This window comes from Yoonia sp. MH D7, assembly GCF_054439475.1.
On record NZ_JBTJCF010000001.1, the window covers coordinates 2,560,495 to 2,585,269 of the forward strand.

At 53.5% G+C, this 24,775-nt stretch carries 21 protein-coding genes and 1 pseudogene; 4 read left to right on the top strand and 18 right to left on the bottom strand.

The annotated features are described in order from the left end of the window. Positions 1–11 precede the first annotated feature (11 nt). The 15 genes and pseudogenes from rpsC to ACXLHR_RS12790 all read right to left on the bottom strand — a co-directional run bounded on the left by rpsC (position 12) and on the right by ACXLHR_RS12790 (position 12,696). Positions 12–713, bottom strand: a complete 702-nt coding sequence (rpsC, locus tag ACXLHR_RS12720) for a 30S ribosomal protein S3 (RefSeq protein ID WP_458791794.1) — start codon at positions 711–713, stop codon at positions 12–14. Further along, positions 706–1,092 carry a 50S ribosomal protein L22 gene (gene rplV, locus ACXLHR_RS12725; RefSeq protein WP_458791795.1) on the bottom strand — a complete coding sequence of 129 codons (387 nt, stop codon included), beginning with the start codon at positions 1,090–1,092 and terminating at the stop codon, positions 706–708. The genes rpsC and rplV overlap by 8 nt, the downstream gene beginning before the upstream one ends. A gap of 3 nt (positions 1,093–1,095) precedes the next feature. Continuing rightward, a complete protein-coding gene (gene rpsS / locus ACXLHR_RS12730) occupies positions 1,096–1,374 on the bottom strand; it encodes a 30S ribosomal protein S19 (RefSeq protein WP_458791796.1) in 279 nt (92 codons plus the stop codon). A gap of 2 nt (positions 1,375–1,376) precedes the next feature. After that, positions 1,377–2,219, bottom strand: coding sequence for a 50S ribosomal protein L2 (gene rplB / locus ACXLHR_RS12735; RefSeq protein WP_458791797.1), 843 nt, complete (start codon positions 2,217–2,219; stop codon positions 1,377–1,379). A 616-nt stretch (positions 2,220–2,835) separates the two neighbouring features. Further along, positions 2,836–3,132 carry a 50S ribosomal protein L23 gene (locus ACXLHR_RS12740; RefSeq protein ID WP_458791798.1) on the bottom strand — a complete coding sequence of 99 codons (297 nt, stop codon included), beginning with the start codon at positions 3,130–3,132 and terminating at the stop codon, positions 2,836–2,838. Beyond that, positions 3,129–3,749 carry a 50S ribosomal protein L4 gene (gene rplD, locus ACXLHR_RS12745; RefSeq protein WP_458791799.1) on the bottom strand — a complete coding sequence of 207 codons (621 nt, stop codon included), beginning with the start codon at positions 3,747–3,749 and terminating at the stop codon, positions 3,129–3,131. The genes ACXLHR_RS12740 and rplD overlap by 4 nt, the downstream gene beginning before the upstream one ends. Continuing rightward, positions 3,739–4,572 (bottom strand): 50S ribosomal protein L3, encoded by an 834-nt coding sequence (rplC, locus tag ACXLHR_RS12750; protein WP_458791800.1) that lies wholly within the window; start codon positions 4,570–4,572, stop codon positions 3,739–3,741. The genes rplD and rplC overlap by 11 nt, the downstream gene beginning before the upstream one ends. A 15-nt stretch (positions 4,573–4,587) precedes the next feature. Next, the gene (gene rpsJ / locus ACXLHR_RS12755) at positions 4,588–4,899 is read right to left on the bottom strand and encodes a 30S ribosomal protein S10 (RefSeq protein WP_090194803.1); all 312 of its coding nucleotides are present in this window, start codon (positions 4,897–4,899) and stop codon (positions 4,588–4,590) included. Between the two features lie 180 nt (positions 4,900–5,079). Continuing rightward, entirely contained in the window at positions 5,080–5,961 is an 882-nt protein-coding gene (locus ACXLHR_RS12760) for a nickel/cobalt transporter (protein WP_458791801.1), read from the bottom strand. Then, entirely contained in the window at positions 5,961–6,608 is a 648-nt protein-coding gene (locus ACXLHR_RS12765) for a DUF1007 family protein (RefSeq protein WP_458791802.1), read from the bottom strand. The genes ACXLHR_RS12760 and ACXLHR_RS12765 overlap by 1 nt, the downstream gene beginning before the upstream one ends. Before the next feature lie 130 nt (positions 6,609–6,738). Further along, positions 6,739–7,914: an elongation factor Tu gene (gene tuf, locus ACXLHR_RS12770; protein ID WP_458791803.1), complete on the bottom strand. Its 1,176-nt coding sequence runs from the start codon at positions 7,912–7,914 to the stop codon at positions 6,739–6,741. 60 nt (positions 7,915–7,974) lie between these two features. After that, entirely contained in the window at positions 7,975–10,092 is a 2,118-nt protein-coding gene (fusA, locus tag ACXLHR_RS12775) for an elongation factor G (RefSeq protein WP_458791804.1), read from the bottom strand. Positions 10,093–10,107: 15 nt separating this feature from the next. After that, the gene (gene rpsG, locus ACXLHR_RS12780) at positions 10,108–10,578 is read right to left on the bottom strand and encodes a 30S ribosomal protein S7 (RefSeq protein ID WP_458791805.1); all 471 of its coding nucleotides are present in this window, start codon (positions 10,576–10,578) and stop codon (positions 10,108–10,110) included. A 13-nt stretch (positions 10,579–10,591) separates the two neighbouring features. Beyond that, complete coding sequence (gene rpsL, locus ACXLHR_RS12785) at positions 10,592–10,963, bottom strand: 30S ribosomal protein S12 (RefSeq protein WP_458791806.1); 372 nt, start codon at positions 10,961–10,963, stop codon at positions 10,592–10,594. A 579-nt stretch (positions 10,964–11,542) separates the two neighbouring features. Next, positions 11,543–12,696 (bottom strand): annotated as a pseudogene (locus ACXLHR_RS12790) (IS3 family transposase). A gap of 150 nt (positions 12,697–12,846) precedes the next feature. Between ACXLHR_RS12790 and ACXLHR_RS12795 the strand changes: the two are divergent. Both ACXLHR_RS12795 and ACXLHR_RS12800 read left to right on the top strand, forming a co-directional pair. Beyond that, on the top strand, positions 12,847–13,188 hold the full coding sequence (locus ACXLHR_RS12795) for a hypothetical protein (RefSeq protein WP_458791807.1): 342 nt from the start codon (positions 12,847–12,849) through the stop codon (positions 13,186–13,188). A gap of 89 nt (positions 13,189–13,277) precedes the next feature. Then, the gene (locus tag ACXLHR_RS12800; protein WP_458791808.1) at positions 13,278–14,111 is read left to right on the top strand and encodes a putative rhamnosyl transferase; all 834 of its coding nucleotides are present in this window, start codon (positions 13,278–13,280) and stop codon (positions 14,109–14,111) included. On the opposite strand, the gene ACXLHR_RS12805 is transcribed toward ACXLHR_RS12800, so the two are convergent. Beyond that, entirely contained in the window at positions 14,044–14,949 is a 906-nt protein-coding gene (locus ACXLHR_RS12805; protein ID WP_458791809.1) for a DMT family transporter, read from the bottom strand. The two genes, ACXLHR_RS12800 and ACXLHR_RS12805, sit on opposite strands and share 68 nt — an antisense overlap. A gap of 61 nt (positions 14,950–15,010) precedes the next feature. On the opposite strand from ACXLHR_RS12805, the gene ACXLHR_RS12810 reads away from it, so the two are divergent. Further along, a complete protein-coding gene (locus ACXLHR_RS12810; RefSeq protein ID WP_458791810.1) occupies positions 15,011–15,805 on the top strand; it encodes a glycosyltransferase family 2 protein in 795 nt (264 codons plus the stop codon). Then, entirely contained in the window at positions 15,806–16,009 is a 204-nt protein-coding gene (locus ACXLHR_RS12815) for a hypothetical protein (RefSeq protein ID WP_458791811.1), read from the top strand. A gap of 53 nt (positions 16,010–16,062) precedes the next feature. Here the strand turns inward: ACXLHR_RS12815 and rpoC are convergent, their stop codons facing one another. Beyond that, the gene (gene rpoC / locus ACXLHR_RS12820; RefSeq protein ID WP_458791812.1) at positions 16,063–20,313 is read right to left on the bottom strand and encodes a DNA-directed RNA polymerase subunit beta'; all 4,251 of its coding nucleotides are present in this window, start codon (positions 20,311–20,313) and stop codon (positions 16,063–16,065) included. 85 nt (positions 20,314–20,398) lie between these two features. Next, positions 20,399–24,538: a DNA-directed RNA polymerase subunit beta gene (gene rpoB / locus ACXLHR_RS12825; protein ID WP_458791813.1), complete on the bottom strand. Its 4,140-nt coding sequence runs from the start codon at positions 24,536–24,538 to the stop codon at positions 20,399–20,401. Between the last annotated feature and the right edge of the window lie 237 nt (positions 24,539–24,775).

The window sequence follows — 24,775 nt, forward strand, 5'->3', positions numbered from 1 at the left end:
TATCTAGCTCCTTAGCGACGTGGGCCGCGAGGGACAGCGCCCTCTTGCAGCTCAGCATGTTTACGGTCATGAGCCTGCGGATCGTGCTCCATGATCTCACCTTTAAAGATGAAGACCTTGATGCCGATGATACCGTAGGGTGTCATAGCCTCGAAAAGTGCGTAATCGATATCCGCACGCAATGTGTGCAACGGCACACGACCTTCACGGTACCACTCGGTACGTGCGATCTCTGCACCGCCAAGACGGCCGGCAAGGTTCACACGAATACCAAGTGCGCCCATGCGCATTGCGTTCTGTACCGAGCGCTTCATAGCGCGACGGAAGGACACACGACGCTCAAGCTGCTGACCGATGGATTCAGCAACAAGAGCTGCGTCCAGTTCGGGCTTGCGCACTTCGACGATGTTCAGGTGCAGTTCAGACTTGGTCAACTTGGCAAGCTTGGAGCGCAGGCCTTCGATGTCTGCACCTTTCTTACCAATGATAACACCTGGACGGGCTGCATGGATCGTAACGCGGCACTTTTTGTGCGGACGTTCGATGATCACGCGGCTTACGCCGGACTGAGCGCATTCTTTCTTGATGAAGGCCTTCATCTTCAGGTCTTCAAGCAGAAGATCACCGTAGTCTTTGGTGTCTGCATACCAGCGGCTATCCCAGGTACGGTTGACCTGAAGACGCATACCGATTGGGTTGACTTTATTACCCATTAGATTGCTCCTCGACTTGGCGAACCACAATTGTGATCTCTGAAAATGGCTTGATGATCTTGCCGAAACGACCACGAGCACGCGGGCGACCACGTTTCATGATCAGGTTCTTACCGCAGTAAGCTTCTGCAACGACCAACTCGTCAACGTCGAGATTGTGGTTGTTTTCCGCGTTTGCGATGGCTGACTGAAGGCATTTCTTCACGTCATCCGAGATCCGCTTTTTCGAGAACGTCAAGTCGGTCAAAGCCCGCTCGACTTTCTTGCCACGGATCAACGCAGCTACGAGGTTCAGTTTCTGTGGCGAAGTGCGGAGCATGCGCAGTTTTGCACGTGCTTCGTTATCGGCCACGCGGCGGGGATTGTTATCCTTGCTCATGGCTTATTTCCGCTTCGCTTTTTTATCCGCAGCATGACCGTAATAGGTCCGAGTTGGTGAATATTCACCAAACTTCTGACCAATCATGTCTTCGGATACGTTAACAGGGATGTGCTTCTTGCCGTTGTACACACCAAAGGTGAGACCAACAAACTGAGGCAAAATTGTAGATCGACGTGACCAGATCTTGATCACTTCTTTGCGGCCGCTCTCTTTGGTTGCTTCTGCCTTTTTCAAGACATAGCCATCCACAAAGGGGCCTTTCCATACGGAACGAGCCATTCTTAACGACCCTTCTTTTTGGCATGACGCGAACGCACGATAAGGCGCTGCGATGCTTTGTTCTTGTTACGTGTGCGTGCACCTTTAGTTGGTTTACCCCAAGGAGTAACCGGGTGACGACCACCAGATGTCCGACCTTCACCACCACCGTGTGGGTGATCGATCGGGTTCATCGCGACACCACGCACAGAAGGACGAACGCCCTTAAGACGCATGCGGCCCGCTTTACCGAAGTTCTGGTTGGAGTTGTCAGGGTTGGATACAGCGCCGATTGTGGCCATGCATTCCTGACGAACCAGACGCAATTCGCCCGAAGACAAACGGATCTGCGCGTAACCACCATCACGACCAACGAACTGGGCGTATGTACCAGCAGCACGAGCGATTTGACCGCCTTTGCCAGCTTTCATCTCGATGTTGTGGATGATTGTCCCGATTGGCATACCAGAGAAAGGCATTGCGTTGCCCGGCTTGATATCTGCCTTCTTGGATGCAATCACCTTGTCGCCGATTGCCAAACGCTGTGGTGCCAGAATATATGTCTGGGCGCCATCTTCGTATTGGATCAACGCAATAAATGCTGTCCGGTTAGGGTCATACTCAATACGCAGAACATGCGCTGGAACGTCCAGCTTGTTGCGCTTGAAATCTACGATACGGTAAAGGCGCTTAGCACCCCCACCAATGCGACGCATTGTGATCCGTCCGGTGTTGTTCCGGCCGCCCGACTTGCTCAGACCCTCTGTGAGGGCCTTAACTGGGCGTCCTTTCCAAAGCTCCGAACGGTCAATCAGCACCAGCCCGCGCTGGCCTGGCGTCGTCGGCTTATACGACTTTAGTGCCATGATTAGCTACTTTCCGTTTGCTTGGCGGCCCCCGCGTAATGGGAGCCTGATGTTATAGGCCCCCGTAGGTGCCCTTTTGGTGTGGTGAGATGCGCAATGCACATCCTACCTGCCCGTAGGGTGCGCGTTCATGCGCACCGTCTTGACCATAAAAGCGCAGCCCCGGACGAATCCGAGGCTGGGCGATTTGTGGCGTATAGCTTGGAGGGGGGGAGGTGGCAAGTGGGGTTTTATTGTTGGCGAGTTCCTTTGGTGATTGGATAACTAGTCGACCCTTACCAATTGGATTTTCGCTTTTATCAGATTCCGAAAATGAAATCCGATCGTTCGGGCGGGCTGACGCTTTGGCTGCGGGTGTGTAGCTCAGTTATGAAAGATGAACTTAGCTGACATAAAGCACTGCGTTACATACGTTACAGCGTCACCCCACGGGCCGCCGCTCGCCCGTCTTGCGTCAAGTTAGCTAGTGCTGAAGGCGCCCAGCTAACCACTGGGTGACGCTGCGCATTTGCGAGCAAACGCGCCTTGCGCACGCGTTGAAAGGCACTGGGGCCTTTCAACGGAAAGGCCCCGCGCATTTCTGCGCAGGGCCCCTCCAATTTCTAACCAACCCTAATTACAGGCCAGTGGACACGTCAATTGTGTTACCTTCTTCAAGCGTAACATATGCCTTCTTAACGTCCTTACGAGTACCGAGTGAGCCGCGGAAGCGTTTCACTTTACCCTTGGTGATTGTCGTGTTCACCGCTTTGACCTTCACACCAAACAGAGCTTCAACAGCTTGCTTGATGGTTGGTTTGTTGGCGTCGATTGCCACTTCAAAAACCACGGCGTTGTTTTCAGACGCTGTTGTGGCTTTTTCGGTGATGATCGGCTTGCGGATTACATCGTAGTGTTCTGCTTTCGCGCTCATGCTAAACGAGCCTCCAATGCTTCAAGACCAGCCTTTGTGATGACAAGTGTGTCAGACTTCAGGATGTCATAGACGTTTGCGCCCATCGTTGGCAAAACGTCGATTGTTGCGATGTTACGCGCGGCACGCATGAAATCAGCGTTGATTTCTGCACCATCGATGATTAATGCACGCTTCCAACCCAACGACCCGACCATTTTGGCCAGAGCAGAGGTTTTCGCGCCCTTGATGTTCACGGAATCGATGATCACGAGCTCGCCTGCTGCCACTTTCGCGGACAGAGCGTGCTTGAGGCCCAACTTGCGGAACTTCTTGGTCAGGTCGTGGCCGTGGCTACGTGGCTTTGGACCTTTGTAGATACCACCCGAACGGAAGATCGGAGCACCACGGGACCCGTGACGTGCGCCACCGGTGCCTTTTTGGCGATAGATCTTTTTGGTCGAGTAAGACACTTCAGAGCGACCAAGCGTGGAGTGTGTACCCGCTTGAGCGTTGTTACGCTGCCAACGGACAACACGGTGCAGAATGTCTGCGCGTGCTTCCAGACCGAAGATCGCGTCGTTCAGTTCGACGGACCCTGCGGACTTGCCGTCAAGATTGATTGCATCAGCCTTCATTGTTGTCGCCTCCTGCTGCTGGCGCATCTGCTTCAGCGGCTTCCATTGCGGCCTGCTCTGCTGCTGCAGCTTCTACTGCTGCGGCTTCTGCTTCGGCTGCTGCGGCGGATGCTGCTTCTTCTGCCAGACGGTTTGCTTCTTTGTTCAAGGACAACAAGCCAGCTGGATACATTGTGTTTTCGGATGTTGGTTTCTTAACCGCATCCTTAACAGTGACCCAACCACCTTTGGAGCCAGGAACAGCGCCTTTGACCATGATCACGCCACGGTCAACATCGGTACGGATCACTTGCAAGTTCTGCGTAGTCACGCGGGCGTTGCCCATGTGTCCAGCCATTTTCTTGCCTTTGAAAACCTTACCAGGATCCTGACACTGACCAGTGGAACCGTGCGAACGGTGAGATACGGACACACCGTGTGTCGCACGCAAACCGCCAAAGTTGTGACGCTTCATCGCACCCTGAAAACCTTTACCGATCGAGATGCCGGATACGTCAACGAACTGGCCCTCAAAGTAATGGTTTGCAGTGAACTCTTCACCAACATCGATCATGTTTTCTGGTGCAATGCGGAACTCGACAACTTTACGCTTCGGTTCAACTTTTGCTGCTGCAAAGTGGCCACGCATCGCTTGTGATACGCGCTTCACTTTTGCTGTGCCGGCACCAAGTTGAACAGCAACATAGCCGTCCTTCTCAACAGTGCGCTGCGCAACAACTTGCAGGTTTTCTAAGGACAGAACGGTCACGGGAATCTGACGACCGTCTTCCATAAACAAACGGGTCATGCCCATCTTTTTTGCGATAATTCCGGAACGGAGCATATTAAATATCCTCCCTTACACGGAAATCTGGACGTCAACACCAGCAGCAAGGTCGAGCTTCATCAGCGCGTCCACTGTTTGTGGTGTTGGGTCTACGATGTCCAAGAGACGCTTGTGTGTGCGGATCTCGAACTGGTCGCGGGATTTCTTGTCAACGTGTGGGCCACGCAAAACAGTGAACTTCTCGATTTTATTCGGAAGCGGGATCGGACCGCGAACGGACGCCCCTGTGCGCTTTGCTGTGGAAACGATTTCTGCTGTGCTTGCATCAAGCACCCGGAAATCAAACGCCTTCAGGCGAATACGGATGTTCTGGCTGGCTGCCATGTTCATCACCCCTAGATTAGGGCCTAGATCGGAGAGGAAGACCGCCGCTCATCGGGGGCCCTCATCGCGTCTTTATCTCGAATAGAATAAGGGCACGCGAGGCGCACCCTTAGTCAGACTTGGGTCGTTTAGGGGGAGTCGGGATAGAAAGCAAGGGGGTATTCCCATTCGATGACCGCTTCAGATTGCCTTTGCTAGCAATTGCAGCGCAACCAACGTGATCGTGGCGCCAGCGATAGCCTCGGCACCGATGATAAGCTTTGCGGTTAAGGGGCCACTTGCGGTTTGTGCCAAAACACTTTCGCGCGCACTCACTGCCGCGAGAGCGACGATCGCCGTGAAAAGCGCAGTGCCAAGCCCCATGATGAACACCCCCGCAATACCCGCCCACATAATACCCAAACCATGTGTGAGTATCAGCAGAAAGATGGCGCCAGTGCAGGGGCGTACTGCGATACTCAGAACAACGGCCAGCCCCTCGCGAAAAGAGTGAACCTTCGCGGCTTGTTCCGGGGTCGGCCCGTGGGCGTGGCCGCAACTATTACAAACTCCGTCAGCGTGGTGATTATGGGACGGCTTGCGCAACGCCCACGCCCTACGCAGCCCGCGTGACATAAGCCAAATACCGAAAGCTGCGATCAAAGCGTAGCTCAACGGCGCCATCGTTTTGTCGGCAAGGTCGGTCAGCTGCGCCCGGCCCCAGCCAAGCACCCAAAGCGCCAAAGTAACCACAGCGACCGCACAAAGGGATTGTGCCAAGGATGAAGCAAATGCCAACCCGACGAGCCGCCTTGCAGCCACTCTGGCGCCGACACCATAGCCGCCGATGATCAGTTTGCCATGACCCGGCCCTGCAGCATGAACAAACCCGTAGGTAAAGCAAAGCCCCCAGAGGCTAAGTAACGCACCCGCCTGCCCCGCCTTGATCGCGCGCAGGCTTGTAGCCATGGCGTTTTGGGTTTCGCGTTGGGCGCTTGCGGCAAACCGCATAACAACATCAGACCCACCAAACCCCCAAAGCCATACAACGATGGCACCGAAACCAAAAAGTATAAAAAGCATTAATCGCTGCATGTGATTGTCACCGTTTGCGCAAAAAGATTGCCCACTTCGGGGAAAGCTTCCTCTGGGCCGACTTCAGAGGCGGATTGGCCGCCTAATAGCTCCGCAACGCGAGCGTTCGCGGTGACGAGGTCAGGCGCAATCAGCGTACTAACGCACCCATCCCGACCCTCAATTGTAATAGAGCCCGTCACGTCATAAGCGACGTAATGGCCAGGATCATATGTGCGAATTTCTAGCGGCATACTGTGATCCACGCCTGCGATCAAAGGACGGGTGTGAACCTCTTGGACGACACCACCGTCAAAGCTGACTGTGTGATCGACGCGCGGACCCAAGGCCATAGGGCTGCCACCCTGCAAGACTTCAAGGTCACCTTCATAACCGTCTGGCCAAGCCAGCGCCGAAGCTGAAAGTATCTCGGCTTCTTCCGCAGACAGGATCGCGTCTCCATCCAGATCAATGCCAAGATCGGTCGTTAAGAGTAACGAGAAATAGGAATCATAGGTCCACGTCAAGCGCACTGCAGCAGCGTTATCGTTGTCGAAAATAACTGCGACGGACACGTCTACAAAGATATGTGGGTGCGCCAAGGCAGGGGTCGTAGGCACACAGACCAAAAGGGCCGCAAAAGTTCTAATATTCATGGCGCATCAAATACGCCACCCCGAGCAGGCCAGCAACAAGCTTTCTCGACATAAGAAAAAGGCCGCCTCCTTTCGGAAGCGGCCTTCTTTGTCTTGGCAGTGGTGCGCATAAACGCACACCCTACAAAGCTTACTTAACGATCTTGGACACAACACCAGCGCCGACGGTACGGCCGCCTTCGCGGATCGCAAAACGCAGGCCGTCTTCCATCGCGATTGGTGCGATCAGCTCAACGTTGAACTTCAAGTTGTCGCCAGGCATGACCATTTCTGTGCCTTCTGGAAGAACAACAGTGCCGGTCACGTCAGTTGTACGGAAGTAGAACTGTGGACGGTAGTTCGCAAAAAACGGTGTGTGACGACCGCCTTCTTCTTTGGTCAGAATGTAGGCTTCTGCTTCAAAGTCAGTGTGCGGGTTAACCGAACCTGGCTTACACAGAACCTGACCGCGCTCAACACCTTCACGGTCGATACCGCGCAGCAATGCGCCAACGTTGTCGCCAGCTTCACCGCGATCAAGCAGCTTGCGGAACATTTCAACACCAGTACAAACTGTTTTCTTCGTGTCACGGATACCAACGATGGAGATTTCTTCACCAACGTTCAATACGCCACGCTCGATACGACCAGTCACAACAGTACCACGGCCAGAGATCGAGAATACATCCTCGATTGGCATCAAGAACGGCAGGTCAACTGCGCGTGCTGGTGTCGGGATGTACTCGTCAACAGCCTTCATCAACGCGATGATGGAGCTTTCGCCGATTTCTGGCTGTGTGCCGTTCATCGCGTGCAGAGCGGAACCAGGGATCACAGGAATGTCGTCGCCAGGGTAGTCGTACTTGGACAACAACTCACGGATTTCCATTTCAACCAATTCCAACAACTCATCGTCGTCTACTTGGTCAACTTTGTTCATGTAAACAACCATGTACGGGATGCCAACCTGACGGCCAAGCAAGATGTGCTCGCGTGTCTGTGGCATTGGACCGTCTGCTGCGTTCACAACAAGGATCGCGCCGTCCATCTGGGCAGCACCGGTGATCATGTTCTTGACGTAGTCGGCGTGACCTGGGCAGTCAACGTGTGCGTAGTGACGTGCTTCGGTTTCGTACTCAACGTGAGCAGTCGAAATCGTGATACCACGTGCTTTTTCTTCTGGCGCGCCGTCAATCTGGTCATACGCTTGGAAATCACCAAAATACTTGGTGATCGCTGCTGTCAGTGTTGTCTTACCGTGGTCAACGTGGCCGATTGTGCCGATGTTAACGTGTGGTTTATTACGTTCAAACTTTGCCTTAGCCATAATGGCCTCCTTAGGTATTCAATATGATGTGAACGGGTGCGCCCGAAGGCGCACCGCAATTTATGCAAATTTCTTCTGGATCTCGTCAGAGATGTTCTGTGGAACCGGCTCGTAGTGGTCGAACTGCATCGAGAAGTTCGCGCGGCCCGAAGACATGGAACGCAACGTATTGATGTAGCCGAACATGTTTGCCAGTGGCACCATTGCTTCGATAGCAATGGAAACGCCGCGTGTATCCTGACCCTGAACCTGACCCCGACGGGATGTGAGGTCACCGATGATACCACCAGTGTGCTCTTCCGGCGTGATCACTTCGACCTTCATGATAGGCTCAAGCAACTTGGCTCCAGCTTTCCGCATCCCTTCACGCATACACATACGCGCAGCGATCTCGAATGCCATGATGGACGAGTCAACGTCGTGGTACTTACCGTCAAGCAATTCCACTTTGAAGTCGATCACAGGGAAACCAGCCAATGGGCCGTTATCCATGACAGAGCGAATGCCCTTTTCAACGCCGGGAACGTACTCTTTTGGAACCGCACCACCAACAACTTTGGATTCAAACGAGAACCCTTCGCCTGGCTCTGTTGGCATGATCGACAACTTCACTTCACCAAACTGACCGGACCCGCCGGACTGCTTCTTGTGGGTGTAAGTATGCTCAACCGCATGACCAATAGTCTCGCGGTATGCCACTTGTGGTGCGCCGATATTCGCCTCAACTTTAAACTCGCGACGCATACGGTCAACGAGAATGTCGAGGTGAAGTTCGCCCATGCCCTTCATGATGGTCTGACCGGATTCGATGTCAGTTTCCACGCGGAAGGAAGGATCCTCGGCCGAGAGACGCTGAAGCGCAAGGCTCATCTTCTCTTGGTCACCTTTGGTTTTTGGCTCGATCGCAATTTCGATAACCGGCTCAGGGAACGTCATTGTTTCCAGAATAACAGGCTCTTGCGGGTTGCAAAGCGTGTCACCAGTTGTCGTGTTCTTGAGGCCACCAAGCGCAATGATGTCACCAGCAAATGCTTCGCTGATTTCTTCACGGTCGTTGGAGTGCATCATCATCATACGACCAACACGCTCTTTACCACCTTTGGTAGAGTTCAGCATGTTGTCACCCTTGGACAAAGTACCCGAATAAATCCGTGTAAATGTCAGAGTACCCACAAACGGGTCGTTCATGATTTTGAACGCAAGGCCAGAGAACGCCATTGTATCGTCAGCACGACGTGGAATGTTACGTGTCTCTGTTTCGTCGCCAGGCTTAAAGCCCATGTAGTCAACAACGTCCAAAGGTGATGGAAGATAATCAACAACAGCGTTGAGCAACGGCTGAACGCCGATGTTCTTGAACGCAGAACCACCAAAAACAGGCACGAATGACAAGCTCAGGCAGGCCTTACGGATCATTGCGCGCAATGATTTCACGTCCGGCTCGGTGCCGTCCAGATAGGCTTCCATCGCAGCGTCGTCTTGCTCGACTGCAGCTTCGATCAGCTTTTCACGCCATTCATTTGCTTCATCAAGAAGGCTTTCACGGATCGGTGCTTTGATCCATGATGCGCCAAGGTCTTCGCCCTGCCACAACCATTCTTCCATGGTAACGAGATCAATCAGACCTTCAAGCTCGGTTTCCGCGCCAATTGGCAACGCGATCGGGATCGCGCGCGCACCGGTACGGTCTTCAACCATCTTAACGCACTTGAAAAAGTCAGCGCCGATTTTGTCCATCTTGTTGACAAAAACCATACGCGGAACTTTATACCGGTCAGCCTGACGCCAAACAGTTTCAGTCTGCGGTTCAACTCCGGCGTTGCCGTCAAGAACAACAATCGCACCATCGAGAACAGCCAAAGAACGCTCGACTTCGATTGTGAAGTCAACGTGGCCCGGCGTGTCGATGATGTTCATGCGGTGCTTTTCTGAATCAGGCTCGGTGCCTGTCTCAGTGCGCTCCCAGAATGTCGTCGTCGCAGCAGAGGTAATTGTAATACCGCGCTCCTGCTCTTGCTCCATCCAGTCCATCGTGCCAGCACCGTCATGGGTTTCGCCCATGGTGTGGTTTTTGCCTGTATAGAACAAAATGCGCTCGGAGCAGGTCGTTTTACCTGCATCGATATGCGCAATAATGCCGAAGTTGCGGTATCTTTCGAGGGGGTAGTCGCGTGCCATATTTGGTGCTTCCTCTTACCAGCGATAGTGGCTGAATGCTTTGTTTGCATCGGCCATTTTGTGGGTGTCTTCGCGCTTTTTAACGGCTGTGCCGCGGCCGTTGACCGCATCCATCAGCTCGCCAGCAAGGCGTTCTTCCATGGTGTTCTCGTTGCGCTTTTTCGCAGCAGCGATCAACCAACGGATCGCCAATGCTTCTCTGCGCTCGGGGCGCACTTCAACAGGCACCTGGTATGTCGCACCACCGACGCGGCGCGAACGCACTTCGACGGATGGCTTGATCAACTCAAGGCTCTCATGGAAGACTTCCACAGGGGATTTCTTCAGTTTTGCTTCAACGCGATCGAATGCGTTGTAAACAATACGCTCGGCGACAGCTTTTTTACCATCAACCATAAGGTTGTTCATGAACTTAGTCAGAACAATATCACCAAACTTTGCGTCTGGCAGAACTACGCGTTTTTCAGCGGCGTGACGACGTGACATATTTCTCTATTCCTTACTTAGGACGCTTCGCGCCGTACTTCGAGCGACGTTGCTTACGATCTTTAACGCCTTGTGTATCAAGTACACCGCGCAGGATGTGGTAACGCACACCTGGCAAATCTTTTACACGGCCGCCACGGATCAGAACCACAGAGTGCTCCTGAAGGTTGTGGCTTTCACCACCGATGTAGCTGATGACCTCAAAACCGTTAGTCAGGCGCACTTTGGCAACCTTACGCATAGCGGAGTTTGGTTTCTTAGGAGTCGTTGTATAAACGCGTGTGCAAACACCACGTTTCTGAGGGCAACCCTCAAGGTGCAGCGACTTGGATTTGTTGACTTTTGGCTGGCGCGGCTTGCGGATCAGCTGCTGAATCGTTGGCATCGTTTGATGTTCCCATCTATTCACTTGGTGGCGCAGACCCAAAAATAGGGACTACAGGATGATTACGGTGTGCTCTACGCCGGTCGCGTTGCACGGTCTTTGGTCGCCATAGGCGCAAAACAAAAATTCCGCAGTCAATCCCTTACCGGAGGATTGGTGCGGTGGGTCGGCAGAGGAACTAGACGCAAGATGTCGAATTCATGACCACTTCAGCTTTGATAACAGGACATATGGAACAGATTCCAAGCCCGGATGAGCGGCGTATAAGTGTTCATCCCAACGCTGTCAACTACGCCCGTCAGCCTGACGTGACAGCCTCGTCTTACCCAACGTCAACTAATTTATTGAAACACTGCGAAATACATGCCACGTTTTAGGCACTTTTTTAAGCGCGATTTTTTTGGAGACCATTATGAGATATATTTTTATTATCCCAGCCCTTTCACTCGCCGGACTTGCAGCGTGCGATAGCCCGACTCCACCGTCGATTTCCGCGTAGCACGTCCAGGATGTCGTGACAGAATTTGAACGTATCGAGACCCTGCCCATGACAGCACCGGCTGAGGTGCCCCTAACTTCCTAGACGCCTGCCTCGTTCATTTTCTGCTGTTTCATTTCATAGTCAACCGGTGACAGCATGCCGTTGTTCGTGTGCTTGCGTGTAGGGTTGTAAAACATCTCGATGTAATCGAACACATCCTGCCTTGCGGCGTCGCGTGTGAGGTATGTTCGCCGCCTAATGCGCTCCCGCTTCAAAAGCTGGAAGAAGCTTTCTGCGACCGCGTTGTCATGACAATTCCCACGTCTGCTCATGCTGGCAACCAGATTGTGTTTGCTAAGGAACGACTGCCACTCTTTGCCAGTGAACTGTGAACCTTGGTCTGAATGGATCATGACTTTTTGCTTTGGTTTGCGCCGCCAAACAGCAGCCAACAAGGCTTGCAAGGCCAGGTCAGTTGTCATGCGAGATTGCATCGACCAACCAACGACACGTCGTGAAAACAGATCGATGACCACAGCGAGATATGACCAGCCTTCATGGGTTCTGATGTAGGTAATGTCGGTCACCCAAACCGCGTCAGGTGCCGCAACCTCAAACTGTCTGTCCAGCGTGTTGTCAGCGACAACAGCAGGTTTGCCGCCATAGCGACTAGGCCGACGCTTGTACCGATCTGTGCTGTGATGCCCGCAAGGCTAGCCAATCGTGCCACACGGTTCTCGGAGCAGGTCTCGCCAGCATCACGTAGATCATCGGCCAGCTTCCGATAGCCATAGACCTTCCCGCTATCTGTCCATGCTTGGTGGATCAGCTCTGTCTGCCGCGCATCTTCAAGCGCGCGTACGCTTAACGGTTCTTTAAGCCATGCATAGAACCCGCTGAAATGCACAGCCAGCACACGACACATCGACCGCACCGAAAACTCCGCACGATGACCCTCAATAAACGCGTACCTCACTGAGACTCTCGCGCGAAGTACGCGGTCGCCTTTTTTAAGATTGTGCGTTCCTCGGTGACGCGGGCCAGCTCTCGCTTCAACCGTCTGATCTCAGCAGCCTGCTCCGCAACCTCCGATCTGACATGGCGACTTCGCAAATTGCGCCTTCCAAGTGTACAGCGACTTGGTGCTTATCCCTAGCCGCTCGGCGACTTCGCTGACCGCATATCCACGCTCAACAACCTGCGCCACAGCGTCCTGTTTGAACTCGTCTGTAAACCGTATTCCTTTGGTCATATCCGTCTCTCCTTGGTTCCAAAATTACCAAGCAAAGCGTCTACAAATCTAGGGGCACCTCAGGCAAACCTGCCCAGTGGAACGGCGGATTTTGTCGGCTATGCTGGTGGGCTTGCGTCCGGTGACGCCGAAGGATCATTCCTTGGTGACATGACAATGAGTGCCGATTTTACCGGCAACACGATCACGGGCGGCATCGACAATGTGAACCTGATTGACGACAACGATATCCCCGAGCAACTTTTGGGTGGTAGCTTGACGATCGCGGGATCAGAAACGAACGGCGCGCTCTCGGCAACGGCGACGGGAAATCTGTCTGCGGTTGGCGACGAAAGCGTGCGTGGCTCCAGTAGTGTGACATTGAACATGGCGGGCAATATGCAGACCGATACGGCGAACGCCGACACCCTGTCGGGTAGCCTGTCCGGCTATGGCGATGGCGACTTCTACATCAATATTTCTGACGGCAGCTTCTTTGCGACATCACAGTAAGCAAATACAAGCGGGCCAGCATTAGGCCCGCTTGAAACTTCCCCGCATCGCGCCCCATAGTTGCACCAACGCAATGAAAGGGCACAGTGATGCAAGCCATTGGACTATGTAGGTTTTCTTATCCGGCTTTGGGCGGTTTCCAGATCCAGCACGACTCGACCGAAGACCGGATCGCATTCCTCTACGCCGAAGAGCGGCTTGAAGAGCGGTTCCGCTTGTTCGAAACTGTAGCGATCCCCTGTATGCGTGCCCAGACCAACGAGGACTGGGAAATGATCATCGTGATCGGACCCAGCTTGCCGCCCCACCATCGGGACCGCCTGCATGATATTGTGGCGGATATCCCGCAGATCAGCATCCAGTCGCACAATCCACGGCCCCAGCGCGAGGTGATGAAAGAGGTTTTAAACAAGGCGCGCAAGGACCCGTCCAAGCCCTGTTTGCAGTTCCGCTATGACGACGACGACGCAGTGGCGATTGATTTTATTGAACGGCTGCGCGAGGCCGCGACCGATTGCGCAAGCCTGAACGCCAAACACCCGATCGTAGGCTATGACTGGAGCGTGGGATATGCGGCCCAGTTCAGCCAGGACGGGATTGTTGCCAAACAGATTCAGGTCAAACAATATGTCGCCGCATTAGGCGTGCATGTGCGCGGCGGGTCCCCGTTCACGATCATGAATTTTGCGCATACCAAGCTGGATCAATTTATGCCGATGGTGAGTTTCTCGGGTAAACCGATGTGGATCGAATCCTACAACGGCTATAACGACTCAGCAGCCAGCCAGCGTCGCCCGATCCAGTTTGCGGCATTGACCGACTCAGAAGCGCAGGCATTTCAAACCCGATTTGCGATCAACCCTGCGCAGATTTTGACAGCTTTCGCAGGCGTCGCGCCGCCACTTGCTCGCGGTACAAAGTAAAGATGCCTGTCGCCACAACAATAAACGCACCGAGGAATGTCAGTTCACTCGGCCAGTCGCCAAACACAACCCACCCCAGAATGAGTGCCGCAATCAAACTGGTGTAACGGAACGGCGCCACGAACCCCAATTCGCCCGTGCGCATTGCCGCAACCGAAAATACATAACCAAAGATTACAAAACCCATCGCACCAAGCAACAGCAATCCTTCGTGCATCTGCACTGGCACCCACGGCTGCATCAGCGTCCCGATACCACCCGATGCTGCAACAAAAAACGCCGCAACCAGAGCCACAAAAACCGACGGCACCTTGCGGGACATGCGGCGGACCACCAGATCGCGCAGCGTCACGCAGGCCACCGCCGATAGCGCGTAAATACTATAGATATTGAACCCGTCGCTGCCCGGTCGCACAATCAGCAGCACCCCGATAAACCCGATGATAATCGCCAAAATTCGCCGCCAGCCCAAGGCTTCGCGCAAGAACAATGCGCCCGCCAGCGCCACGGTCAGCGGTAGTACCTGCAAGATTGCAGTTGCGTTGGCGAGAGGCATGTTGAACAGCGCAGTAATAAAGAAAAACGCGCCGCCAACCTCTGCAAGTGCGCGCAAGATGATCATGAACCAATCACGCTTGGTTTGCCTAAAGTCGAGCTGACCCAAAAAATACGCCAGAATTGCAAGGCAAATCACCGTGCCGGTGCCGCGAATAAGCAGGGCTTGGGGCAACGGAATTTGGCCGGCCAGACCCTTCATAAACGTGTCGTTGATCGTGAAGGCCACGATCGACCCCGTCATCAGTGCGGCACCGCGCATATTGTCAGAAATATCCACCATCCCACATCGCTAGCAGTGGTTGTGCATAGACGCCAGCAAATCCGCGTGCTTGATTGACGTTATGTCACAAAAGCAAAAATTTCTCGTCGCAACAGGCATGCGCAACGAGGGTCCGTTCATCGTTGAATGGGTCTGCTGGTATCGCATGTTGGGGTTCGATATCCTGATAGCCACCAACGATTGCACCGACCATTCGCCCGCGTTGCTGGACGCATTTGCCGACGCTGGCTGGCTGACCCATGTGCCGCATAAGCCCCATGCAGGCCAACCGCCGCAGCGCTCAACCCTGCGCAAAGTCATCGAACATCCGCTGACCGCCGCCGCCGATTGGGTGCTGCACTGCGATACCGACGAATTTCTGGTCCTGCATCAACACGACACGATCAATGACCTGATGGGGCAACCGCCCTACGATTTCCAAGCAATGGTATTCAACTGGAAATGTTTTGGCCAAGGTAGCTGGGAAACCTACGAAGACGGGTTCGTCCATCAACAGTTTCAACGCTGCGGCATGGGGCATCTGATGTTTAACCGCTCAATAAAGACAATCCTGCGCAAGCCGTTAGAATACCAGCGGTTAGGCGCCCATTTCCCGCATGGTTTCCAAGGCGACTGGCACGCGCCCGATAACCGCGTGGTCACACCAAACCGCAAGATCCTGCCGCAATTCCAAGAAGACGGGGACCGCGCGATCCGCTTTATTGAACAGGATCAGATCGACCACAGTGTCGCGCAGATGAACCACTACATCCTGCGTTCGAAAGAAAGCTACGCGTATAAAAAAGGCACTCCCGCAGCTGGAAACCTGAAAGATCGCTACACCGATGAATTTTTCGAACGACACAACCGGAACTGAATGCGTGACGTGACCGCGTTACGGTTCAAAGAACGCTTTTCGCAGGTCCACGCTGAAGCAATGGCCCTGCCCGACATCCAGCGGCTGCACCATCTTTTCTGCGCGGATTATGTGGCGGCGATGGCCGACAAACGGGGCGATGACCCGACCGGCGACCCCCGATTTCAACATCATATCGCTACCGCGAAAAACACTGTCCATTAACGCAAAAGGCCCCCGATTTTCATCGGAGGCCTTTTTAATTTTATGCCTGACGATTACTCGTCGCGGCTCTCTGTGTCGGATTTGAACACGTTGTCATAGTTGTCTGCGCCAACCACATCAGGGGTCTTAACCGGTGCTGCAAGCGCAGCCGCCTTTTCAGCTTCGATGCGGCGGGTTTCAACAACAACGCTGTCACGGCCAGCTGCGATCTTGCGCATCTGGCTTGTAGCACCGCCAGTACCCGCTGGGATCAAACGACCAACGATGACGTTCTCTTTGAGACCAACCAATTTGTCGCGCTTACCTTGGACAGATGCCTCGGTCAGAACACGGGTTGTCTCTTGGAACGACGCCGCAGAGATGAACGAACGTGTCTGCAAGGACGCTTTGGTGATGCCCAACAAGATAGGCTCGCCAGTTGCAGGACGATCGCCGCGTGCGATTGCCTTTGCATTGGCTTCATCAAACTCGGCCTTATCGACGTTCTCGCCCTTCAGCAGAACCGTGTCACCGCTGTCCTGGATTTCCCATTTCTGGAGCATCTGACGCACGATCACTTCGATATGCTTGTCGTTGATCTTCACGCCCTGCAGACGGTAAACGTCCTGGACTTCGTCGATCATATAGTCAGCAAGCGCCTCGACACCCATAACCGCAAGAATATCGTGCGGAGCAGGGTTGCCGTCCATAATGTAATCACCCTTCTGGACGAAGTCACCTTCGACGACAGGAATGTGCTTACCTTTTGGCACCATGTATTCGACTTTGATATCCGCATCATCAGCAGACTCAATCGCGATACGACGCTTGTTTTTGTAGTCCTTGCCAAAGCGCACATAACCATCAATCTCGGCGATGATTGCGTGATCTTTCGGACGACGTGCTTCAAACAATTCCGCAACCCGTGGCAAACCACCGGTAATGTCCTTGGTCTTGGCACCCTCACGCGGAATACGCGCAATAACGTCACCAGCTTTGATGTCTTGGCCATCCTCAACCGACAGAACCGCATCAACGGACATGCCGTAGGAAACAGGGTTGCCGTCGTCTTTGAGCATCACTTCGCCATCGGCACCGACCACGATGATCTTTGGTGCAAGCTCGTTGCCTTTTGGTGCGGCACGCCAGTCGGACACGATGCGCTGGGTCATACCAGTTGCATCATCTGTGTCTTCGCGCAGCGCAATACCGTTGATCAGATCGACGTATTTCGCAACACCGGACTTTTCTGCGATGATTGGCAGCGTATATGGATCCCATTCAAACAGCTTATCGCCACGCAGGATTTTTTCGCCGTCTTTCGGGAATACCTTAGAGCCATAGCCAACCTTGTGGTTCGCCAGTTCTTCGCCATTCTCGCCCAAAATCGTCAGGGTCATATTCCGGCCCATAACGACGTTTTCGCCCGAATCGTTGCCAAGCAGAACCGCGTTGTCATACCGGATTTCACCCGACTGGGATGCTTCCAGGAACGACTGTTGGCCACCCTGCGCAACACCACCAATGTGGAACGTCCGCATTGTCAGCTGTGTGCCCGGTTCGCCGATGGACTGTGCCGCAATAATGCCGACAGCTTCACCGATGTTTACCCGTGTACCGCGTGCAAGGTCACGACCGTAACACATGGCACAGACGCCGTCTTCGGCTTCACAGGTCAGCGGGCTACGAATACGCATTTTCGCAACCGCTGCGATGTCGATCAAGTCGGCAGTGCGCTCGTCGATCAACTCGCCAGCGGACACAATCACTTCATCGGTGCCCGGCTTGAGCACATCATCCGCAGATACACGACCAAGGACGCGCTCGGCCAAGCTTGATACAACCTCACCATCGTTGACCGCAGCTTCGGCTGTGATTGCACGCTCTGTGCCACAGTCGATTTCGCGCACGATGCAGTCTTGGGCAACATCAACCAGACGACGTGTCAGATAACCGGAGTTCGCTGTCTTAAGCGCGGTATCGGACAGCCCCTTACGGGCGCCGTGTGTCGAGTTAAAGTACTCAAGAACGGTCAGACCTTCTTTAAAGTTCGAGATGATCGGTGTCTCGATGATTTCGCCGTTCGGCTTGGCCATCAGACCGCGCATACCGCCCAACTGTTTCATCTGCGTCACAGAACCACGCGCACCGGAGTGAGCCATCATATAAACCGAGTTCGGTTCATTCTCAGACCCATCATCAGCACGACCCGTTGTCGAAATGGTCGACATCATCGCATCGGTGACTTTGTCGTTACACTTTGACCATGCATCAACAACTTTGTTGTACTTTTCACCCTGAGTGATCAGGCCGTCCATGTACTGCTGCTCAAAGTCTTTGACCAAATCGCGTGTTTCTTCAACCAGTGGCCATTTTGTGTCTGGAACAACCATGTCGTCCTTGCCGAACGAGATGCCCGCCTTGAACGCTTCACGGAAGCCCATGGTCATGATCTGGTCACAGAAGATAACCGACTCTTTTTGGCCGCAATAACGGTACACAGTGTCAATAACCTGCTGCACTTCTTTCTTGCGCAGCAAACGGTTGACCAGCGCGAATGGCGCCTTTGTGTTCAGCGGCAAAAGCGCACCCAGACGCAGACGACCAGGTGTGGTTTCAAAGCGAGTCATCACTTCGTTACCTTCACTATCGATCTGCATCATGCGGGCTTGGATCTTTGCGTGCAGGTGAACTTCACCAGACACCAGCGCGTGCTCGACTTCCTCGATATTCGAGAAGGCCATGCCCTCGCCTTTCATGCCTTCGCGGTGGATCGTGGAGTAGTAGAGCCCCAAAATCATATCCTGCGATGGAACAATGATCGGCGCGCCGTTTGCTGGCGACAACACGTTGTTTGTCGACATCATCAAGACGCGTGCTTCAAGCTGTGCTTCCAAAGACAACGGTACGTGAACCGCCATTTGGTCACCGTCAAAGTCGGCGTTAAACGCGGAACAAACCAGCGGGTGCAGCTGAATAGCTTTGCCTTCGATCAGAACAGGTTCAAACGCCTGAATGCCCAAACGGTGCAACGTCGGCGCACGGTTCAGCATCACTGGGTGCTCACGGATCACTTCATCCAAGATGTCCCAAACTTCCGGACGCTCTTTTTCAACCAGTTTCTTGGCTTGCTTCACTGTGGAAGACAGACCCTTGGCTTCAAGACGCGAGTAGATGAACGGCTTGAACAGCTCGAGCGCCATCTTTTTCGGCAGACCACACTGGTGCAGTTTGAGTTCTGGGCCAGTCACAATGACCGAACGGCCGGAGAAGTCGACGCGTTTGCCCAAAAGGTTTTGACGGAAGCGACCTTGCTTACCCTTCAACATGTCCGACAGCGACTTCAACGGACGCTTGTTCGCACCCGTAATCACACGACCACGACGGCCGTTGTCGAACAACGCATCCACAGATTCCTGCAACATGCGCTTTTCGTTGCGGACAATAATGTCAGGCGCACGCAGTTCGATCAGACGCTTCAAACGGTTGTTACGGTTGATCACACGACGATACAGATCGTTCAAATCGGACGTCGCAAAACGACCACCATCCAGTGGGACCAGTGGACGCAACTCAGGCGGAATCACAGGGATCACTGTCAGAACCATCCACTCAGGACGGTTGCCAGACTCGATAAAGCTCTCGACGATCTTCAAACGCTTGATGATCTTCTTAGGCTTCAATTCGCCAGTCGCTTCCTTAAGGTCAGCGCGCAGTGTTTCTGCTTCGCCTTCAAGGTCGATCAAGGACAGCATTTCACGGATCGCTTCCGCGCCGATGTTCGCTTGGAACGCATCCATGCCGTACACGTCTTGTGCGTTGTAAAACTCTTCTTCGGTCATCAACTGGCCGTACGACAGGTCGGTTAGGCCCGGTTCGATTACGACGTAGTTTTCAAAGTAAAGAATACGCTCAAGATCGCGCAGCGTCATGTCCAGCATCAGACCGATGCGGGATGGCAGCGACTTGAGGAACCAGATGTGCGCAACAGGTGCTGCCAGTTCAATGTGGCCCATCCGCTCGCGACGGACCTTTTGCAGCGTTACTTCAACACCACATTTCTCGCAGACAACGCCGCGATACTTCATGCGTTTATACTTACCGCACAGGCATTCGTAATCTTTGATCGGGCCAAAGATGCGCGCGCAGAACAGGCCGTCACGCTCTGGCTTGAACGTACGGTAGTTGATGGTTTCCGGCTTTTTGATCTCACCGAAGGACCATGAAAGGATCCGCTCTGGAGAGGCCAAAGAGACCTTGATTTCGTCAAACGTTTTCGCCGGTGTAAGCGGGTTAAACGGGTTGTTTGTCAGTTCCTGGTTCATCTTCAATTCCTTGAATTGGGGTGCAGTGGGGAGAGGCGGGAGCCGGTTTCAACAAACCGCCCCCCGAGAATTTTCTAGAAAATTCCTATTCCTCATCCTCCGCATCCAGGAGTTCCATGTTGAGGCCGAGGCCCCGGACTTCTTTCACAAGCACGTTAAACGACTCTGGGACACCTGCCTCAAAGTTGTCTTCGCCCTTAACAATGCTCTCGTACACTTTGGTACGGCCAGCAACGTCATCGGACTTGACTGTGAGCATCTCTTGCAGCGTATACGCCGCGCCATATGCTTCCAGTGCCCAGACTTCCATTTCCCCGAAACGCTGTCCACCGAATTGGGCTTTACCACCCAGCGGCTGTTGCGTGACCAAGGAGTATGGTCCTGTGGAACGTGCGTGGATTTTATCGTCCACGAGGTGGTGCAGCTTAAGCAGGTATTTCATACCGACAGTCACCTTACGGCTAAACTGTTCACCAGTCCGGCCATCAAACAAGATGGACTGACCAGAGGTATCAAAACCGGCACGCTTCAAGCTGTCGTTTACGTCTGCTTCTTTCGCACCGTCAAAGACTGGCGTCGCGATTGGCACACCGCGTGTGACGTTGCCCGCGCTTTCAACAAGCTCGACCTCGGTCATATTGGCAAGACCCTCTTCGTAAACGTCGTCACCGTAAGCCAAACGCATCGCTTCACGCACAGGTGTCAAATCGCCGGAACGACGGAATTCACCCAATGCTTCGTCAATGTTCATGCCCAGACCGCGTGCGGCCCAACCCATGTGACATTCGAGAATCTGACCAACGTTCATACGTGAAGGCACGCCAAGCGGGTTCAAACAGAAGTCGACTGGTGTCCCATCCGCAAGGAACGGCATGTCTTCCATCGGTACAACCTTGGAAATAACACCTTTGTTCCCGTGACGACCCGCCATTTTATCACCTGGCTGAAGCTTACGCTTCACCGCGACAAAGACTTTAACCATCTTCATCACACCTGGTGGCAAATCATCGCCGCGACGGACTTTCTCGACTTTGTCCTCAAAACGGGCATCCATTGCACGCTTCTGGATCTCGTACTGCTCGTTCATCGCTTCCACGATTTGCGCGTCAGCTTCATCCTTGAGGGCAAAGTGCCACCACAAACCACGAGAAACCTCAGACAATGTTTCTTCGGTGATCTCAGTATTGGACTTGAATCCTTTCGGACCCTTTACCGCAATTTTACCCATGATCGTTGTTTTCAAACGGGCATAGATGTTGCGATCCAGGATGATCAGCTCGTCGTCACGGTCGCGCGACAGACGCTCGACTTCTTCACGCTCGATCTGCAGCGCACGCTCGTCTTTTTCAACGCCATGGCGGTTGAAAACGCGCACTTCGACAATCGTGCCGAAATCACCTGGGGGCAGACGCAAGGATGTGTCACGCACATCGGATGCTTTCTCACCAAAGATGGCGCGCAGCAGCTTTTCTTCTGGCGTCATCGGGCTTTCGCCTTTTGGTGTGATCTTACCCACAAGAATATCCGCAGGGCCAACTTCCGCACCGATGTAAACGATACCAGCCTCGTCGAGGTTACGTAGCGCTTCTTCACCCACGTTTGGAATATCGCGTGTGATTTCCTCAGGCCCAAGCTTCGTGTCACGTGCGGCAACTTCAAACTCATCGATGTGGATCGAAGTGAATACGTCGTCACGAGTAATCCGCTCGGAGATCAGGATGGAGTCCTCATAGTTATAGCCATTCCAAGGCATAAACGCGACAACCACGTTTTTACCAAGCGCCAATTCACCCATATCTGTGGATGGACCGTCGGCAATAACTTCGCCCTTAAGAACAATATCACCAACCTTCACCAAAGGGCGCTGGTTAATACATGTGTTCTGGTTCGAGCGCTGGAACTTCCGCATACGGTAGATATCAACGCCTGCATCACCCAACTCAAGGTCATGCGTCGCGCGAATAACGATACGCTGCGCATCAACTTGGTCGATGATCCCTTGGCGCTTTGCCATGATCGCCGCACCAGAGTCGCGTGCAACCACTTCTTCAATCCCGGTGCCCACAAGTGGAGCCTCGGCCTGCAGCAATGGCACAGCCTGACGCATCATGTTCGAGCCCATCAAGGCACGGTTCGCATCGTCGTTTTCAAGGAACGGGATCAAGGACGCCGCAACAGACACCAGCTGCTTTGGCGATACGTCGATCAAGTCAACATTCTCGCGTGGGGCAAGTGTGTAGTCACCGTTCTTACGGGTCGATACCAATTCGTTGTTAAACGAACCATCTTCGTTCATGTTCGCGTTGGCCTGCGCCACAGTGTGACGCATTTCCTCGGTCGCCGACATGTACTGCACATCGTCAGTTACCTTGCCGTCAACAACTTTGCGATACGGTGTCTCGATGAAACCATACTTGTTCACACGTGCAAAAGTAGCCAAGCTGTTGATTAGACCAATGTTCGGTCCTTCGGGCGTTTCAATCGGACACATACGACCATAGTGGGTCGGGTGAACGTCACGAACCTCAAAGCCGGCACGTTCGCGGGTCAAACCACCTGGGCCCAATGCAGAAAGACGACGCTTGTGCGTGACTTCCGACAGCGGGTTGGTTTGGTCCATGAACTGTGACAATTGGCTCGAGCCAAAGAATTCGCGCACAGCAGCAGCCGCTGGTTTCGCGTTGATCAAGTCTTGTGGCATCACAGTGTCGATTTCGACAGAGGACATACGTTCCTTGATAGCGCGTTCCATACGCAACAGGCCAACGCGGTACTGGTTTTCCATCAGCTCGCCAACAGACCGCACACGACGGTTACCAAGGTGGTCAATATCGTCGATATCGCCCTTGCCGTCACGCAATTCTACCAGCGCTTTGATACATGCAACGATGTCTTCCTTGCGCAGCGTGCGCATCGAATCGTCAGCATCCAGATCGAGACGCATGTTCATTTTCACACGACCGACAGCAGACAGATCGTAACGCTCGCCGTCAAAGAACAACGTATCAAACAGCGCAGATGCCGCATCAACAGTGGGTGGCTCGCCCGGACGCATCACGCGGTAGATATCCATCAACGCGGTTTCGCGGTTCAGGTTTTTATCCGCCGCCATCGTGTTGCGCATATAGCCGCCAACGTTGACGTTATCGATATCCAGCACAGGAATTGATGTGATGCCCGCATCAACCAATTCACGCAATGTGCCACCGATCACGTCGCCAGCTTTGTCCAGCTCAACCGTCAATTCGTCACCAGCTTCGACGTAAATCGCACCGGTTTCTTCGTTGATGATATCGCGGGCCACAAACTTGCCAAGGATATCGTTGAACGGCACCAACAGGTCCGTCACGTTACCTTCGTCGATCAATTTCTTAACCGCACGCGGGGTGATTTTCTCACCGGCTTTTGCGATGACTTCGCCAGTCGCCGCGTCAACCAGATCAGCCAATGGACGGGTGCCACGAACGCGCTGTGGGAAGAACTTGGTGGTCCAGGCATCGCCCTTTTTGTCGAGGTTAAAGTCGACAGTTTTGTAATAGGCATTCATGATGCCCTCTTGGTCAAGACCAAGCGCATACAACAACGTAGTTACCGGCAGCTTACGACGACGGTCAATCCGGCAGAACACAAGGTCCTTGGCGTCAAACTCGAAGTCCAACCAAGAGCCACGGTATGGAATAATCCGGCAAGCGAACAGCAGCTTGCCCGAAGAATGGGTTTTGCCTTTGTCATGGTCAAAGAACACGCCAGGTGAGCGGTGCATCTGGGACACGATCACACGCTCGGTACCGTTCACAACAAACGTACCGTTTGGCGTCATCAATGGCATGTCGCCCATGAACACGTCTTGCTCTTTGATGTCTTTTACAGACTTGGCGCCTGTGTCTTCGTCCACTTCAAACACGATCAGACGGAGAGTGACCTTCAGCGGTGCGGCATAAGTCATGTCGCGCTGCATGCACTCTTCAACGTCGTATTTCGGCTTCTCCAGCTCGTACTTTACGAACTCGAGAACAGCGGTTTCGTTGAAATCTTTGATCGGGAATACCGACTGAAAGACACCTTTGATGCCTTCGCCGTCAAGCGGGGTGGGGCTGTCGCCAGAGCGCAAGAATAGATCGTAAGAAGATTTCTGAACCTCAATGAGGTTCGGCATTTCAAGAACTTCACGGATTTTTCCGTAGTACTTACGCAGGCGTTTCTGACCGAGGAAGGACTGAGCCATGTGTAATGTCACCTTATATTTGTCTAACCGAATGTACCTTCGCCCGGGCCGCGAAAATACACCCATTTGACAGGGGGTTTCATGTCTATTCGTGGCAACCGTCCCACCGGCGCCTCCCGACAATGAAACCTACCCAAGACGGATGTTCACGCAGAACATCCTTCTAAGACAGGTTTAGCCGGGCGCGCATACACGCACCCAGCCGTTATATATAGGGACAAATTGACCCTAGAGAAG

Excerpts from the sequence above, each read along its gene's own strand:
- ACXLHR_RS12805 (WP_458791809.1), bottom strand. The coding sequence starts at position 14,949 with ATGGTGGATATTTCTGACAATATGCGCGGTGCCGCACTGATGACGGGG.
- rplB (WP_458791797.1), bottom strand. The coding sequence starts at position 2,219 with ATGGCACTAAAGTCGTATAAGCCGACGACGCCAGGCCAGCGCGGGCTG.
- ACXLHR_RS12765 (WP_458791802.1), bottom strand. The coding sequence starts at position 6,608 with ATGAATATTAGAACTTTTGCGGCCCTTTTGGTCTGTGTGCCTACGACC.
- rplD (WP_458791799.1), bottom strand. The coding sequence starts at position 3,749 with ATGAAGGCTGATGCAATCAATCTTGACGGCAAGTCCGCAGGGTCCGTC.
- rpsC (WP_458791794.1), bottom strand. The coding sequence starts at position 713 with ATGGGTAATAAAGTCAACCCAATCGGTATGCGTCTTCAGGTCAACCGT.
- ACXLHR_RS12800 (WP_458791808.1), top strand. The coding sequence starts at position 13,278 with ATGCAAGCCATTGGACTATGTAGGTTTTCTTATCCGGCTTTGGGCGGT.
- rpsS (WP_458791796.1), bottom strand. The coding sequence starts at position 1,374 with ATGGCTCGTTCCGTATGGAAAGGCCCCTTTGTGGATGGCTATGTCTTG.
- rpsJ (WP_090194803.1), bottom strand. The coding sequence starts at position 4,899 with ATGGCAGCCAGCCAGAACATCCGTATTCGCCTGAAGGCGTTTGATTTC.
- ACXLHR_RS12760 (WP_458791801.1), bottom strand. The coding sequence starts at position 5,961 with ATGCTTTTTATACTTTTTGGTTTCGGTGCCATCGTTGTATGGCTTTGG.
- rplC (WP_458791800.1), bottom strand. The coding sequence starts at position 4,572 with ATGCTCCGTTCCGGAATTATCGCAAAAAAGATGGGCATGACCCGTTTG.
- rpoB (WP_458791813.1), bottom strand. The coding sequence starts at position 24,538 with ATGGCTCAGTCCTTCCTCGGTCAGAAACGCCTGCGTAAGTACTACGGA.
- tuf (WP_458791803.1), bottom strand. The coding sequence starts at position 7,914 with ATGGCTAAGGCAAAGTTTGAACGTAATAAACCACACGTTAACATCGGC.
- ACXLHR_RS12795 (WP_458791807.1), top strand. The coding sequence starts at position 12,847 with ATGACAATGAGTGCCGATTTTACCGGCAACACGATCACGGGCGGCATC.
- ACXLHR_RS12740 (WP_458791798.1), bottom strand. The coding sequence starts at position 3,132 with ATGAGCGCGAAAGCAGAACACTACGATGTAATCCGCAAGCCGATCATC.
- rplV (WP_458791795.1), bottom strand. The coding sequence starts at position 1,092 with ATGAGCAAGGATAACAATCCCCGCCGCGTGGCCGATAACGAAGCACGT.
- fusA (WP_458791804.1), bottom strand. The coding sequence starts at position 10,092 with ATGGCACGCGACTACCCCCTCGAAAGATACCGCAACTTCGGCATTATT.
- ACXLHR_RS12810 (WP_458791810.1), top strand. The coding sequence starts at position 15,011 with ATGTCACAAAAGCAAAAATTTCTCGTCGCAACAGGCATGCGCAACGAG.
- rpsL (WP_458791806.1), bottom strand. The coding sequence starts at position 10,963 with ATGCCAACGATTCAGCAGCTGATCCGCAAGCCGCGCCAGCCAAAAGTC.
- rpsG (WP_458791805.1), bottom strand. The coding sequence starts at position 10,578 with ATGTCACGTCGTCACGCCGCTGAAAAACGCGTAGTTCTGCCAGACGCA.
- ACXLHR_RS12815 (WP_458791811.1), top strand. The coding sequence starts at position 15,806 with ATGCGTGACGTGACCGCGTTACGGTTCAAAGAACGCTTTTCGCAGGTC.
- rpoC (WP_458791812.1), bottom strand. The coding sequence starts at position 20,313 with ATGAACCAGGAACTGACAAACAACCCGTTTAACCCGCTTACACCGGCG.